This window comes from Delftia sp. 60, from assembly GCF_002754395.1.
Classification (GTDB): domain Bacteria; phylum Pseudomonadota; class Gammaproteobacteria; order Burkholderiales; family Burkholderiaceae_C; genus Comamonas; species Comamonas acidovorans.
This window is the reverse complement of sequence record NZ_PEFD01000001.1, coordinates 3,092,430-3,107,275: the sequence shown is the minus strand read 5'-3', so window position 1 is coordinate 3,107,275 and position 14,846 is coordinate 3,092,430. Positions and strand designations below refer to the sequence as shown.

Annotated in this window: 11 protein-coding genes and 4 pseudogenes; 6 read left to right on the top strand and 9 right to left on the bottom strand. The window is 60.7% G+C overall.

Features of this window, described 5'->3' with window-relative positions:
- Positions 1-3 precede the first annotated feature (3 nt).
- Genes CLV01_RS14125 through CLV01_RS14115 form a run of 3 tightly spaced genes read right to left on the bottom strand, consistent with a single transcriptional unit; the run spans position 4 to position 4,996 of the window.
- Positions 4-726 (bottom strand): NAD(P)H-dependent oxidoreductase, encoded by a 723-nt coding sequence (locus tag CLV01_RS14125; protein ID WP_099734039.1) that lies wholly within the window; start codon positions 724-726, stop codon positions 4-6.
- A complete protein-coding gene (locus tag CLV01_RS14120) occupies positions 723-1,421 on the bottom strand; it encodes an enoyl-CoA hydratase-related protein (RefSeq protein WP_257221578.1) in 699 nt (232 codons plus the stop codon). The genes CLV01_RS14125 and CLV01_RS14120 overlap by 4 nt, the downstream gene beginning before the upstream one ends.
- 32 nt (positions 1,422-1,453) lie before the next feature.
- Positions 1,454-4,996, bottom strand: a complete 3,543-nt coding sequence (locus CLV01_RS14115; RefSeq protein ID WP_099734041.1) for an indolepyruvate ferredoxin oxidoreductase family protein — start codon at positions 4,994-4,996, stop codon at positions 1,454-1,456.
- A 629-nt stretch (positions 4,997-5,625) separates the two neighbouring features.
- On the opposite strand from CLV01_RS14115, the gene CLV01_RS14105 reads away from it, so the two are divergent.
- Both CLV01_RS14105 and CLV01_RS14100 read left to right on the top strand, forming a co-directional pair.
- A complete protein-coding gene (locus CLV01_RS14105; RefSeq protein WP_099734043.1) occupies positions 5,626-6,618 on the top strand; it encodes a GlxA family transcriptional regulator in 993 nt (330 codons plus the stop codon).
- A 22-nt stretch (positions 6,619-6,640) separates the two neighbouring features.
- The gene (locus CLV01_RS14100) at positions 6,641-7,360 is read left to right on the top strand and encodes a Crp/Fnr family transcriptional regulator (protein WP_099734044.1); all 720 of its coding nucleotides are present in this window, start codon (positions 6,641-6,643) and stop codon (positions 7,358-7,360) included.
- Positions 7,361-7,570: 210 nt separating this feature from the next.
- Here CLV01_RS14100 and CLV01_RS14095 read toward each other — a convergent pair whose 3' ends face one another.
- The 4 genes and pseudogenes from CLV01_RS14095 to CLV01_RS14080 form a co-directional block, all read right to left on the bottom strand.
- Positions 7,571-8,170, bottom strand: a complete 600-nt coding sequence (locus CLV01_RS14095) for a 2-hydroxychromene-2-carboxylate isomerase (protein WP_099734045.1) — start codon at positions 8,168-8,170, stop codon at positions 7,571-7,573.
- A 2-nt stretch (positions 8,171-8,172) separates the two neighbouring features.
- Entirely contained in the window at positions 8,173-8,856 is a 684-nt protein-coding gene (locus CLV01_RS14090) for a glutathione S-transferase family protein (protein ID WP_099734046.1), read from the bottom strand.
- Between the two features lie 251 nt (positions 8,857-9,107).
- Positions 9,108-9,606 (bottom strand): annotated as a pseudogene (locus tag CLV01_RS14085) (DUF3363 domain-containing protein); the annotation flags it as partial.
- A gap of 303 nt (positions 9,607-9,909) precedes the next feature.
- Positions 9,910-10,605: pseudogene (locus CLV01_RS14080) on the bottom strand (LysR family transcriptional regulator); the annotation flags it as partial.
- Between the two features lie 121 nt (positions 10,606-10,726).
- Between CLV01_RS14080 and CLV01_RS14075 the strand changes: the two are divergent.
- The 4 genes from CLV01_RS14075 to CLV01_RS14060 all read left to right on the top strand — a co-directional run bounded on the left by CLV01_RS14075 (position 10,727) and on the right by CLV01_RS14060 (position 13,237).
- Positions 10,727-11,179 carry a MarR family winged helix-turn-helix transcriptional regulator gene (locus tag CLV01_RS14075; RefSeq protein ID WP_099734047.1) on the top strand — a complete coding sequence of 151 codons (453 nt, stop codon included), beginning with the start codon at positions 10,727-10,729 and terminating at the stop codon, positions 11,177-11,179.
- A gap of 69 nt (positions 11,180-11,248) precedes the next feature.
- The gene (locus CLV01_RS14070; RefSeq protein ID WP_180288476.1) at positions 11,249-11,581 is read left to right on the top strand and encodes an antibiotic biosynthesis monooxygenase family protein; all 333 of its coding nucleotides are present in this window, start codon (positions 11,249-11,251) and stop codon (positions 11,579-11,581) included.
- Positions 11,582-11,606: 25 nt separating this feature from the next.
- On the top strand, positions 11,607-12,053 hold the full coding sequence (locus CLV01_RS14065; protein WP_099734048.1) for a DUF1772 domain-containing protein: 447 nt from the start codon (positions 11,607-11,609) through the stop codon (positions 12,051-12,053).
- Between the two features lie 11 nt (positions 12,054-12,064).
- Positions 12,065-13,237, top strand: a complete 1,173-nt coding sequence (locus CLV01_RS14060) for an FAD-dependent oxidoreductase (protein ID WP_099734049.1) — start codon at positions 12,065-12,067, stop codon at positions 13,235-13,237.
- Positions 13,238-13,508: 271 nt separating this feature from the next.
- Here CLV01_RS14060 and CLV01_RS14055 read toward each other — a convergent pair.
- Together CLV01_RS14055 and CLV01_RS14050 are read right to left on the bottom strand one after the other, a co-directional pair.
- A pseudogene (locus tag CLV01_RS14055) lies at positions 13,509-13,877 on the bottom strand (DUF3363 domain-containing protein); the annotation flags it as partial.
- Positions 13,874-14,683, bottom strand: a pseudogene (locus tag CLV01_RS14050) (tyrosine-type recombinase/integrase); the annotation flags it as partial. The pseudogenes CLV01_RS14050 and CLV01_RS14055, both read right to left, overlap by 4 nt.
- Positions 14,684-14,846: the final 163 nt, after the last annotated feature.

The following is a 14,846-nucleotide window of genomic DNA, read 5'->3' as shown; positions in this document are numbered from 1 at the left end:
GGGTCACGTGGATGAAGCCTGCGCCACCTTGGGCCGGAACTGGTCGTCGAAATCATTCAGGCTGGGCATCGACAATACCGGCCGGCTGTCAATGTTCTCCACGGCGTGGAAAAGCTTCATGAGCATGCCAGTACGCTCCGTGTTGTCCACATACGGTACGTGGTACGCGAAGAACGGCTCATGGACGGAGTAGCCCACATACCCCAACGTGCCTTGCAGCAGATGCTTGAGCATGTCCTTCAGGTCGCCATGGATCGAGCCGGGGCCGAACATGTAGTCCCGCCCGCCCAGCGACGCCACAACCATCGCGCGCTTGCCGCGCATGCCGCCTTGGTCGTAGACCCGCATTCCACCGTAAAAGACACCGGACAGGAACACCCGGTCGATCCAACCCTTGAGTTGGGCCGGTACTGAGTACCAGAAGATGGGGAACACCAGCACGAGCAGATCGGCATTGCGCACGGCCTCGACCTCGGCGGCAATCTGTGGATCGATGGTCTGGTTTTGCCAGGCATGACGCTGCTCCAGTGGATAGACCAGGTAGTCCTCGCGTGACCGGGTTCCGAAATCATCTGCACTGGCCACAGCGTTGAAGCCGATTGCCTGCAGATCGGTCATGCTCGTCTGCCAACCATCTTTTTCCAGGGCCTCCTTGGTCATGTCGCGCATGGCTGCGACGAACGAGTTCGGTTCAGGGTGCGCGTAAACGATGTGTGCGCGTTTCATTGCGTGCTCTCCATTGCCTTTCGACGGCGACCGACGGCCGCGTTGATTTCGATCACCTCTTCGTCAATGCGCTGGTGATACTCGCTGCTGGGATGCAGCCAGTCCTTGATGCGACGAACAATCGTTGGATCCTTCGCGGCGAGAAAATTTGCACGCTCCCAGGCCCGTGCACCAACCTCCGCCGCCGGCGGGGCTTCTGCAACAAGTCCCCACTCGCATGCCTCGGCGCCCGTGAACTTCTCGCCACCGAGGAGCAGGCGCCTGGCCCGCGGCAGGCCGACAGCCCGCTGCAGCAAAAGCGTGCTGGCCGCCTCCGGGACAATGCCCAGGTCGACGAAGGGAAGCCGTAAAACCGTGTCGGCACTCGTTACCACCCAATCGGCATGCAGCAGCCAGGTCACACCGATCCCCGTGGCGGAGCCTTGCACCGCGATCACGACAGGTTTTCTCACATCGGCGATGGCGTGCAGGAAGGTAGGTACGGCATCCTGCGGCTTCTGAGGCCACTCCTCGAAAGCCTTCAAGTCATGCCCGGCGCAGAACACGTCGCCCGCCCCAGTCACCCGGATGCTGCGCACCTCGTCTCTTTCGTCGGCGGCCTTCAGGGCCTCGGCGATCGTCGCGAACATGGGCATGGTGAGCGCGTTTCGCTTTTCAGGCCGGGCGATACAGAGATGCCATACCCCGTCTTGCACACTGCACTGGATGGATTCAGTGTTTTGCGTCCTCACGATGAGGCTCCTTGCAAGCGGTGCTCATGGGTCATCGGCGGTGCGCCCTTGCCGGTAATCTCGCCCAACAAGGCACGCTGGCGTTCACGCGCCTCCCCGATGGCTTTCAATTTCACGTGCCCAAACCCACGGATCTGCTCAGGAATACGTGCCAGCTCCAGACACTTCTTCGGATGGGCTGCCATGAAAGGCAGCGTGGCCTGGATACCTTTCTTGTATTCGTCGATAAGCGCGCGCTCTGTCCTGCGCTCGTGCGTGTAGCCGAACGGATCGAACAGCGTGCCCCGCAAGAACTTCAGCTTCGCAAGGACCGTGAAGGCCGACGCCATCCAGCCGCCGTACAGTTGCTTGCGCGGCAAACCGTCCGAGCCGCGACGGGCGAACAGTGGCGGCGCCAGGGAGAACCCAACTTTGTATTCGCCATCGAACTGGCTTTCGATCAGCTTGCGCAGCTCCGCAGACGAATGCAGACGCGCCACCTCATACTCGTCCTTGTAGGCCATCAGCTTGAAGAGGTTCTTGGCGACGGCCTGTTCGTAGCCGTCGGGCATTGCAGCACCGGACGAACCTACCTTGCGCAGAAAGCCTTCGTACTGCTGGGCATAGCTGCTGCCCTGGTAGGCCACAAGCCGGTCGCGGCGGTCTTGCACCAGCTGAGGCACATTTTCTTTGCCGCCTCTGGGGAGCCATTGCACGACCGCAGCGGGCTTCGCCACCAGCCGCTGTGGCGACACCACATACTGCCGCCCGATCTTGAACGCGCGCAGGTTGGCCTCCACCGCCTGTCCATTCAGCTCGATCGCGCGGCGCAGCGCATCGTGCGACAGCGGCACCTGCCCCGCCTGCCAGGCCGCGCCCAGCAAGATCATGTTGGCATAGACGCTATCTCCGCAGTAGCGCACCGCGATGTCATGGGCCGGGATCTTGGCCAGGTTCTTCTCTGCGCACGCCTGTTCGATGGTGGCCCACAGCGCCTCGTTTGGCATGCTGAAGTCACGGTTGCGCTGAAAGTCGGAAGTGGGCGATACATTGGTGTTCACCATGGCGCGGCAATTTGGCTTCAGCCGGCTGACGGAGTCCGGATGAGCGCTCACCACCAGATCGCCCCCAATAAGTGCATCGGCGGTGGCGTCCGGTATGCGGGGTGCATGGATGTCCTCGGCTGATGTCGCGATGCGTACATGACTCCACACCGCGCCGCCCTTCTGCGCAAGGCCGGCCATGTCCATCACCGAGCAATGCAGGCCCTGCAAATGCGCGGCCATGCCCAGGATGTTGCCGATCGTCAGCACACCCGTGCCACCAATGCCATTGACAAGCACGGCGTAGCTGCTGTGCAGCGCTGGCAGTTGGGGATGGGATGGCTCGGGCCAGGCGGCTGGATCGCCTTCGGCGCCGGCAGCGGAAGCGACCGGTTTCTTGCGCAATGCCCCGCCCTCCACAGCCACGAAGCTCGGGCAAAAGCCATCGGCGCAGGAATAGTCCTTGTTGCATGAGGACTGGTTGATCTGGCGTTTTCGGCCCAGCGGTGTCTCCAGCGGCTCGATGGAAACACAGTTGCTCTTGACGGTGCAATCCCCGCAGCCTTCGCACACTTCCGGATTGATGACGTAGCGGACCGGAGGATCCGGGTATTTGTTGCGCTTGCGTCGGCGGCGCTTTTCAGCGGCGCAGGTTTGGTCGTAGACCAGGGCGGTCACGAAGGGCAGTTCGCGCAACTCGCGCTGGACGGCGTCCAGATCGCGCCGATGATGGAAGGTCGTGCCAGGCGCAAACGCTGTTTCGTGCCCCTTGTATTTCTCGACATCGTCGCTGACGACCACGATGCGTGACACGCCTTCGGCATGCAGCAGTTGCGTCAGCATCGGTGCCGTGAGCGGTCCGTCGTGCGGCTGCCCGCCCGTGAGCGCCGTAGCGTCGTTGAACAGGACCTTGAACGTCATCGGCGTCTTGGCCGCCACGGCCTGACGGATGGAGAGCGAACCCGAATGGAAGAACGTGCCATCGCCCATGTTGGCGAACATGTGCGGCCGCTTGGAGAAACGGCTTTGTCCCACCCAGGGAGCCCCCTCGCCGCCCATGTGCGTATAGCTCTCGGTGCGGCGATCCATCCAGTTGGCCATGTAGTGGCAGCCGATTCCGGCCGTGGCGCGCGAACCCTCCGGAACCTTGGTGGAGCTGTTGTGCGGACAGCCGGAACAGAAGTACGGCGTGCGCATGAGGGGCGCCAGGAGCTTGCCCTTTTCTGGCGTCGAGGGGAGCGCTTGGCAGGCGTCCATGCCTGCGGCATGCAGCCGCGCCTGCAGCGCCGCCGCGATGTCCGCGGGCCCGAGTTCGGCATCTCCGCGCAAAAGGCGCTGTTCATATGGAATCTCGAATTCCGCGCATTGGGGGCCGCCACTGGACTTGCCCACGACCTGGGGCGCTTTCTCGCCGCTTGCGGCAAGCGGGTAGAGGATGTCCTTGACCTGCTGCTCGATCAGGGCCCTCTTCTCCTCCACCACGAAGATCTCGTCGAGGCCCTGCGCAAACTCGCGGATGATCTGCGGCTCCAGCGGCCAAACCATGCCCAGCTTCAACAGGGCTATACCCCTCGCGTCCATATCCTGCTCACCGATACCGAGCAGCCCCAGCGCTTCGCGCACGTCGTTGTAGGGCTTGCCGCCCGCAATGATGCCGATGCGGGAACCTGCGCCCTTGGCCACGATGCGGTTCAACGCGTTCGCACGACAGTAGGACAGCGCCAGAGGCAGCTTGGTGCGCACGATCCGCGGCTCCTGCGTCGCCCACACGTCGGGCCAGCGGATGTGGACGTCTTCCGTCGCCTTGAAATCCTCGGGTGGCCGGCATTCGACCCGGAACGGATCAACGTCTGCGATCGATGTGGTCTCGACGATATCGCCCACGCACTTGAGCCCCACCCACAGGCCCGACGCGCGGCTCATTGCCCAGCCATGAATCCCGTAGTCGAGGTATTCCTGCACGTTGCTCGGGTACAGGATGGGGATGAACGACGCGACCAGCAACTGTTCGCTCTGGTGCGCGAACGAGGACGACTTGGCCGTATGGTCGTCGGCCGCCAGCACGAGGGCTCCGCCATGCGCAGAAGTTCCAGCCGCGTTGGCATGCTTGAGGGCGTCCGCGCTTCTGTCGACACCAGGTCCCTTGCCGTACCACATGGCGAACACGCCATCGACCGTGGCCTCCTCCGGGTGCTGCATCAACTGCTGGGTTCCCCAGCAGGCGGTTGCGGCCAGGTCTTCGTTGAGGCCCGGGATGAACTCGATCTGCCGTTCCTTGAGGAGTTTCTGAATACCCCAGAGGGTCTGATCAAGACCCGACAATGGCGACCCGCGATAACCGCTGACAAATCCGCCGGTGTTCAATCCTGCCGCGCGGTCGCGTGCACTCTGGTTGAGCAGCAACCGGACCAGCGCCTGCGAACCGCTGATGTAGGCAGGGCCACGGTCCAGCTGGTAGCGGTCCTCGAGCTTCGCGGGACGCAGCAGTGCGCCCGGTGCCGGCGCGACCTCAGACATGCCGCACCTCCCCATGTTGGGCGCAGTTGAAGAGAACGGCACTGGGATGTGCCTCGCACGAGGGAGTTGCACGCGGTGACAGACTCATGGGGACTTCCTTGTATTTGTTGCTCGGTCGGATACCGACCCTCCAATTAACTGTCACGTCGCCCCATTCGTACATTGGCGAAAGTGACTTTATCCATGCCAAATTCGCCACACACCTCGGGCTGCGCACGGTGGAGTCACTCAAAATGACAGCCCAAACACGAAATAGGCGATGCCGGCCACGGCTGTCATCGCGATGAGTGGGACAGCCACCAACGCGTACCCGCGATAAAAGTCGTGCACTTGACCCGCGGGGACGACAACGAATCCCGGGCAGCTCCCCAGCACGGAAACTTGGTCGCCGTCTTCACAGGCGGGATGGGGCTGTCTGTCAGCGACCTGGCGAGAGTTCGCATTCATCTGGCTCTGCGAGGCTTGAGCGCAGGTAGGAACGTTGCCGCGCAATGACACAGGGGGTATGCCGCTCATCTCCGTGCTCCTTCTTGCTGTCGCTGGGCTAGAGGCCAGCAAGACTCATTAGGCAGACTGCACGTCTTGGTGTAAATTGTCGAAACTGACATGTTCTATGCCGTTTTCGACCAATGCCACGTGCTGCCATCCTCACCTTCGACGGTTGCTATGCCTCCAGCGTGGCCGGGTTTGCCGACATCCTTCAAATCGCGAACTCCCATCTGAAACTCGAAGGCGCGCCAGCGTCCGCGCTGTTCGACTGGAGATTCGTTTCGCCATCGGGCGAGACCGCGATTGCCAGCAATGGCCTGGCCTTACCAACCCACAAGGTGGGACCACGAGAACGCTATGACCTGGTCTTCGTTCCTAGCTTCCACTACGGCGGACATCGCCAGTTTGATCAGTTCCTCAGTCGGCATGCCGATGCATGCACCTGGATGACGGCGCAATGGCAGTCAGGAGCATGGGTGGCAGCGAACTGCACGGGCACATTCATCCTGGCCCAGACCGGTTTGTTGGATGAACGCACCGCAACAACCACATGGTGGCTAGAGCGGCAGTTCAGGGAGAAATATCCCCGCGTCGACCTGCAACTGCGACCGGTGCTCACCGAAATGGATCGACTGATCTGTGCAGGTGCATCGGCGTCGTATCTGCTTCAGACCATACGGGTCATCGAGCGCTTTGCGGGGCCTGTCATCGCGTCACAGTGTGCGAAGGCGATGCTGATCGACGTGAGCCAAACCAGCCAGATTCCCTACCTTCCGTTGTTGGCGCAAAAGAGTCACTCCGATGCGCTGGTGCATCGCGCCCAGCGGTGGCTTCAGAGCAAGATGACCAAGGATTTGAAGATCACGGAACTTGCCGATGCGCTCGCGGTCAGCGACAGAACCCTCATCAGGCGCTTTCGCAGTGTGCTGGACCAAACACCGTTGGCCTATCTTCAAGATCTCCGGCTGGAAGCTGCGCGTGCGCTGCTTGAGACCAGTTCGCACAGTGTCGAAGAAGTGGCAAGCCAGGTCGGGTACAGCGACACCAGTTCCTTTTCCAGACTCTTCCGTCAACGCATCGGGATGAGCCCGGGCGCCTACCGCGGCCGCTTCCAGGTGGATGTGTCAGTCTAATAAGAGAAGATGCGGAGACACGATGGAACAGAGAACCGTCCAGACATCCGCATACCAGCCGGCGCCGTCATCCGCTCTGACCGAATTCCTCAGCCAGTGGCCATGGTTTTGCATGCTGCCCGAGGAGCTGCGGGCCATGACATTGCAGACCTCCATCGAGAAAAAGGTCGAGGCCGATGAATTCATCGCGCGGTCCGGCCAGCCCAGCGCATACTGGTACGGCGTGATGCGCGGCCACCTGCAGATGTACATCGCCGGGCCCGAAGGAGACGAGACGACGCTGTACTACCTCCGGGAAGGAGAATGGTGCGGCGACGGGTCCTTGTTGAAAAAGGAGTTGATGCAGTACGACCTGCGCTCGTTGACCTCCGCACAACTCTGCCTTGTTCCTGCGAACACGTTCAACGTTCTGCGCAGTTCGTCTCATGAGTTCAGCAACTTTCTTTGCGATGTCATGAACGCCCGCATGGGCGAGTTCGTAGGGATGCTCGTGGCATCGCGCCTACTGGGGCCCGAGATGCGGGTTGCGAAGGCACTCCTGATGCTCGCCAAGAACGGACGCGAAGACGCGCTCAGGCTGTCGATCAATCAACACAAGCTGGCATTGATTTGCGGACTCTCGCGCCAGCGGGTGAATATGGCTCTTGCCTCGTTCAAGCAGGGTGGAATTGTCCGTACCGAAGGCACCAAAGGCTATTTGATCGTCCACACACAACGCCTGCGCAACTACATCGGGATTTGACAGCGCATCCACTCGTCGACAACGTACGGCTGCAGACCGAGACCGAGCCCTGCCCCACTCAGCCGAGAAAGGCTCCCACCTGTTTCCGATCGGGCATGGCACGTGCGAGATTTCGCAGGCACGTACGCAAGCCTTCTTCAATGGCTGGATGCCAGAAGGGATGTCCGAGCATCTCGTGCACTGTGTCACCACGCTTGATGGACCAGGCCATCACGCCCTCAGGATCGCAGACTCAAGCAGATCCATGCGGTCTCCGCCCCAGAACATCTCACCCCTGTAGATGAAAGTCGGAGCGCCAAACACGCCTAGCCTCTCGGCATGTTCGAGCGTCCCTGCCAGCGCTGCCTCAGCTTCTTTTTGCAGGAACCCGTTCCACTCCGAAGATGACAGCCCCGCGTTGACCAGAGCCGCCGCCACCTCCGCGGGCGACTCCAGGTCGAACTCGCGCCGCCAGAACGCTGCGAGCAGCGGGTCACAGAATTCCCAAAGCCGATTCCTGGCCTTGGCAAAAAGGATGGCCTGGCTCGCGAGCGTCGGATTCCAGAGCTTCGTCGTGGACCGCACCGTCAACCCCTGCAGCTTTGCGAGCCTCCGGCAATCCATGTACAGGTACTTCAGCTTCGCGACATCACGGCTCGATCGCTGCTCGACTTCCCCGCCGTACGCGGACTGGAAATCCGTCACGTAAGGCCACCAATCGAAGGTGACGCCACTGCGCTGAGAGAGTGCGCGGGCCGGGCCGAGCGCGAGGTAAGAATAGGGGCTTCGCAGATCGAAGAACGCTTCCACCCGATCAATGCCGATCGACATGGTCAGCGGTTCTTCTGGAAAAGATTGAGCTTTGCTTCGTCGGACTTCGTCACGTCCACCCATTCGTTTCTCAGGAGATCCAGGCCGCGGCCGACGCCAGGACGGCTGCGCACCCGGCCATACCAATCCTGCACACGAGGGAACTCGTCCAGCGGGACACCGGTCATCTTGTGAATCCGGATCCAGGCGAAGCTGGCCATGTCGGCAATCGAGTACTCACCGCAGATGAACTCGCGACCACCAAGACGGTCATCCAGAATTTTCAAGAGACGTCTTGTTTCCGTCTGGTAGCGTGTGATGGCATAAGGCACCTTTTCGGACGCATAGCGAAAGAAGTGTTGGGCCTGGCCCATCATCGGGCCGATCCCGCCGACCTGCCAGAACAGCCACTGAAGTACTTCGCTGCGCTGGCGCGGCTCGGTGGGGAGAAAGCGTTTCTCCTTCTCCGCCAGGTAGACCATGATGGCTCCGGTCTCGAAGACCGTGAACGGCCCGCCGCCGTCGGCCGGCGCATGGTCCACGATCGCCGGGATTTTCCCGTTCGGATTGATCGCGCGATAGGCGTCTGTGTGCTGGTCACCTGCAGTGATGTTGATCGGAATGACCCGATAGGGAATCTCCAGTTCCTCGACGAGGATCTGCACTTTGTGCCCGTTCGGTGCCGCCCAGCTGTATAGATCGATCATCCTGCCTCCTTGTGTGAAAAGCTCATCCACTCAAAGTTTGTGGATACCCAGCCCAGTTCCATCGCAGGTTAGCAGTGGTGACTGAAGCGTCATGTCTTTGCAACGACAGATCGGCTCCGGGGTGCCGGACGTATTCAGTCCACAAGGTTGATGCAGACCGGCAAGCTGAATTCGCCTTGCCAACTAGTCCTGCTGATGAAGTGACCTATTCATCTCTGCCTTTCAAGACGGACCTATGCCTTTTCCAAGTGATCTACCAGCCCTTGCTCTACCAGGAAGCCAGCGCGTTTGTGCAGGGCTTCCTTGACCTCGCTGCCAAAGCCGAGGTCGCCCAATCCCCTGCCCCCACCGATCAACTGCTGGTCCAGCCAGATCGCGCCGATCGCGGGGGCCTGCCGCTCGATGGGTAGATGCGATTTCAGTTCAACAGCCACGCCGCTCAGGCGCTGCGCGTCGTAGCGGCGCCCCTGCTCGGGCAGGTCGCCGGGTACCTTCCATAGCCCTTCGGCCACGCGGCCCATGATCGTGCGGCCATCATCACCGGGCTCGAACACCGCCGGCTCGCGCGACTCGCCGTGCATCGCCGCGCATCGCCCGCGGCATCGTGCGGATGGTGTCGCCGCGCTCGCCCAAGGCCCGCAAGGTCTTCTCGTCGTCGGAATGGATGGCCCAGGTGCCAGGCCCCATCTCGTAGGCCAAGCCCAGGCGCTGCAAGTGCTGCAGGCGGCCGAATTGCGCAGCGCGGTGTCGGTATGCATCGAGGTCTTTCCTCCTGTTCATGACGGCTTTTACCGTCAGGGGCCAGGAGACCTGCTGATGCCTGGAAAGCCGCATGAAACAGGCTTTCCAGAGGCGTGATCTACCGTCAAAGACCGATTTGGTCTCGATAGTCAACAAGGAGGTCTTAGTCCGGCCTCCGGTTTCTACCGTCAATCCGTTTCGCTGCCCGGCGGTAGCTGCCGATAGCTTCCGCGACACATTACCTTTTAAATCAATACGTTACGGCGGATTTTCGATAAGTAGCGATAGTCCCCGAAGGACCCGATTTCACTCCACCACCATCATCAACTCGAACGTTGCGACGCGCTCGGCGATCAAGGGTTCTCGGTCACAGCTTCGCAGCACCCGTTCAACCTGCCGTGCGTGGCCCTCGCACGCCTGCGGATCGCATAGCACCAGGGGGAATTGCAGCAGTTCGTTCAGTGAGATTCGCTTGAACCAGAGAAGGTGATGCCGCGCCGGTACGGCCACCATCAACGGATCACTCCACACCGCTTCGGCGGCGATGCCTTCGCCCACTTCATCTGACTGCGCAAAGCCAACATCGTAAAGATCGTCCTGCAAACCCTTGATCTGCTGCGCCAGTGGCACCTGGAACAGACGAATTTCAACCTCAGGCTCCTCTTGTCTGCACATCGCCAGCAAGGCAGGAAGGCGTGACGGCGTGATGCCATCGGACAGGGCGATGCGCAATTGACCATGAAACCCATTGGTCGCGGCCTTCACGCTGTCGCGAGCTTGCTCCAAAGCCGCGAAAACTCGCTCTACGTGAACTTGAAACAGCTTGCCCGCCCGGGTTAGCCGGGTGCTGCGGCTGGTACGGACGAATAGCTAAACATCCAACTTTTCTTCCAGTTCCTTGATCGCCCACGACAAAGGTGACTGCTCCATGTGCAGCTTTTCTGCGGCATGGCCGAAGTGAAGTTCTTTGGCAACCGCTCTGAAGCAGCGCAGGTGTCGAAGCTCCATGTCTCTGTCGTCTCCTGGTTGATCTACATCAGTACCTCTTCATGCGTCAAAGTACGAACCGAGTCGCAAATTGACAACCAGTTTCCCATAAAGTAAACTGGTTGTCAAATTTGGGGAATCCATGAATCCGACCAAGGCAGATAAGTTGACCAGCATCGCGTTATCCGTTTTCAAGTTGAACGGACAGCTCATCGAGTGGGGCAATCATTTTTCGCAGCCGCACGGGCTGACCAGTGCGCGCTGGCAGGTGTTGGGTGCCATCTCTCTTGCCCCGCAAGCTCCGAATATTCCGCAGATCGCCGCGACGATGGGCGTCACTCGTCAGGGTGTCTTAAAGCAAATCAATCTGCTCGTCGATGAAGGCTTGGTTGAGCCACTGCCTAACCCGATGCACAAGCGTTCGCCCTTGTACGCCCTGACTGAAAAAGGGCAGACGACCTACCAATCGCTGCTTGGACGATGGCAGAAGCACGTGCAGAAGATGGCGGCGGGGTTCAGCGCTACTGATCTCGATGCCGCAGTTCGCGTTCTGTCCGCCATGTCACAGGTACATGGCTCCGGAACGGAAGATTGATTCTTCATCGCCTATCAACGACAGGAGTTAGTCATGCCTCACAAATAGCCGTTAGACGAAAAGTTTCCCATCCAGCGTCAGCTGGAGATCGACGCCAGTCCAGTCGTTCTGGTGAACGTGTTCACCCTCGATGCGGCCGATGAGGCCGTGTTCTTGCAGGTGTGGAAAGACGATGCAGCGTTCATGAAGCGTCAGCCGGGCTTCATTTCCACCCAGCTTCATCGCGCCATCGGCGAAAGCCCGACATACCTGAACTATGCAGTCTGGGAATCCACCGAGGCGTTCCGAGCCGCGTTCACGCACCCCGAGTTCATCTCCAAGCTCTCGGCCTATCCATCGTCCGCTGCCGCGTCACCGCATCTGTTCCAGAAGGTCGGAATCGCAGGCATTTGCACTCCCTGACGCGAGTTCACTACAGGAGAAGACCATGCAACTCTTATTCAGAATCCTGGCGGTTACGGGATCGGCCATGTTCGCAGGCGTCATGCTTGCCATCGGCGTGATCCTCGGCGACTACTGGAAAAGTTTGCCACCCGCTGAGTTCCTCGAATGGTTTGCGCAGCATGCCGAACTGGTCATGCGTGCAATCCCGTTGGTCGTCATACCGACCTTGATTGGTCTGGCAGGCGCTCTTTGGTACGACTGGAAGCAACCTGCCCCGCGTGGGCTGTGGCTTGCATCTGCTGCCTGCATTGTCGCCGTGCTCGCCTTCACGATGGGCTATTTCGTCCCGAGCAACACGGCTTTCGCTGGCAAGGCCATTGCGCTCGACCAAGTGCCCGCCAAGCTCGATGCTTGGCTGCTGCTGCACAACATCCGCATTGCTCTCGCGCTGGCCGCATCGGTGCTGGGCGTTGTGGCCGTCAATCGCTGAGGAAAAGCACTATGCCCAGAATCATTCACCCGCTTGCCGGCCTGGTCGCCATCCTCACGATAGCGACGTTCTGGCTCTCGACAGCCATTTCCGAACTGTTTGCTTCCCAGGCCACGGTGATCGCAGTCAAGACGGCGATCCCCTGGGGCTTTCTCCTGCTGGTGCCGGCCTTGGCCGCGACTGGCGGCTCTGGCTTCTTCCTGTCGAAAGGGCAACGGCAGGGGTTGGTCGGCGTCAAGCTCAAGCGCATGCCCTTCATCGGTGCGAATGGTCTGCTGGTGCTGATACCGGCGGCATTCTTCCTCGCATCCAAGGCAAAGGCGGGAGAGTTCGATACGGCGTTCTATGTGGTTCAGGCACTCGAACTGGCCGCTGGCGCATTGAATATCACCCTGCTTGGTCTGAGCATGCGCGATGGGATGGCCCTTACGCAATGGCGGCGCAAGAGTTTCCTGCGACCTGCTGCCACTTACTCGGCCCGCCTCGCTGGTAAGGAAGAAATCACCAAAGGCACGCTGGCGATTCGCGTCAGCAAGCCCGAAGGCTTCGAGTTCGCAGCGGGGCAAGCCGTGTACGTAGCCATCCCCGATCTGAAACAGGCGGCCGCCAAGGGAAAGATCAGAACATTCTCCATCGCCAGCGCCCCGCAAGATTCGGAGCTGGAGATTGCGACCCGGCAGACCGATAGCAGCTTCAAGCGATACCTGGCCGATGCTCCCGCTGGCACCGGCGTCCAGCTTGAAGGCCCCTATGGTGACCTGGTGCTGCACGAGGATGCGTCGCGCCCTGCGGTCTTTCTTGCGGGCGGGATCGGCATCACACCCTTTCGCAGCATGGTCCTGGACGCCACGAACCGCGCATTGCCGCATCGCCTGTTCCTGTTCTACAGCAACCGAGGGCTCGAGGACGCGGCATTCCTAGCCGAATTGCGACAACTCGAAGGCAAGAACCCACGGTTCAAGCTCATCGCAGTATTCACCGAAGGCAGTGCCACTCCGCAGGAGGGCGCTATGGAGCGCGGCCACATCAACGCAGCAATGCTTTCCAGGCATGTGGGCGACATGACCGCTCCCGTCTATTACGTCGCAGGGCCGGCGGCAATGGTGTCTGCGATGGAAGGACTGCTCAAGGATGCTGGCGTGAAGCCAGCGGACGTGCGCGCCGAGAAGTTTCCTGGCTATTGAAACTGCGGGTGTGTAGCAAGATATATCCGCATTGAAAAGATCAAACGATGAAATTACGCAACCTGACCTTCCGCTCGTTTTTGACTGCTGGCCTGATGATTGGTTTGATGCCTGTCGTGAGTGCAGCCGACCCTGTGGATGAACGCATTGAGGGCTTCAAGGAAAGCAAACGTGGCGTTGCCAGAATCGAAGACGCCATCCGGAAGGGCGATGCGCTGACGGTTGCCGATCAGGCACGTGTGCTTGCGATGTTCGCAGAGAAGATCCCGAGCAACGCTTCCAGCCGCCGGACGTGGGCGGCGACAACCTCCTGCGGGTCGCGTCCGAGCGTGGCCCGGCCCTGCTCGATGGCAAGGTGATGATCGGTGCGGTACAGGCCATCGCTTGCCAGTGTGGCGATGCTCTTGTCGGCGGCGCGCACCTCGGCGGAACCGCGTACCTCCACCAGCGCGCCGGTGGGGTAGTTGGCTAGCTCGTCACGTGCGTTCAGGGCGACGTAGTGGGCCTTGCCGTCCACGCCGTCGATGACCAGATAGCCCCGGTCGTGCAGCTCGTCAGCCAGCCCCTTCGCGGCCACGCGGCCGATGACGGTACGGCCATACTCACCCGGCTCGAACACCGCCAGTTCGCGCGGCAGACCACATGCGGATTGCGCCCCTTCATCCGCTGCTTCGGAATGGTCCAGGTCGCGTTCGCGAAATCAACCTCGTCCCAGGTGGCCTCGATCAGCTCGCTCTTGCGCACCAGCGTCAGCAGGATCATGCGCAGCGCCAGACGGATGGTTGGATACGTGGCCACCAACTCCATCTGCCGCGACATCAAACGGATCTCCAACGGCGACAAGGCACGGTCCTTGGGTACTAAGGTCGCAATTGAGGCCGCGTCGGCCGCGGGGTTGTCCACCTTCTCCCCATGCAGGATGGCGAAGGCATAGACCTGCTTCACGATGTCGCGGACATGCACCGCGGTGGCCGGGGCGCCCCACCCCTTCACCTTGCCGCACAAGGCGCGCAAGTCATCGGCGGTGATTTCGTTGAGCAGGCGGTTCTGGAACGCCGGCAGGATGTCCCGATCAACGATGCTCTTGCGCATCGCTCGCGTGCTGTCGGCCATCCGGGCGCCGGCCAGCCATTGGGCTGTCATGTCGCCAAAGTTCTTGGCGGCGGTCAGGCGGCGCTTCTCGCGCTGTTTCTCGTACGCCGGAGACTTGCCCTGGGCGACGGCCTTCTTCGCGTCCAGCAGCTTTTCACGGGCCATCGCCAGCGAAATCCCCGCCGGTCCGTAGCGGCCAATGGTCAGGGTCTCGCGGCGCCCGTTGAGACGGTAATCGAAGCGGAAGGTGATGGTACCGGTGGGCGATACCGTCCCGTACATCCCATCCCGGTCAGAAGCCTTATAAGTCAATGACTTACGCTTCAAATTGCGCAGTGCGGTGTCGGTAAGCATCGAGGTTTTTCCTCCTGTTCATGACGGCTTTTACCGTCAGGGGTCAGGAGACCTGCTGATGCCTGGGAAGCCGCATGAAACAAGCTTTCCAGAGGCGTGATTTACCGTCAAAGACCGATTTGGTCTCGATAGTCAACAAGGAGGTCTTAATCCGGCCTCCGGT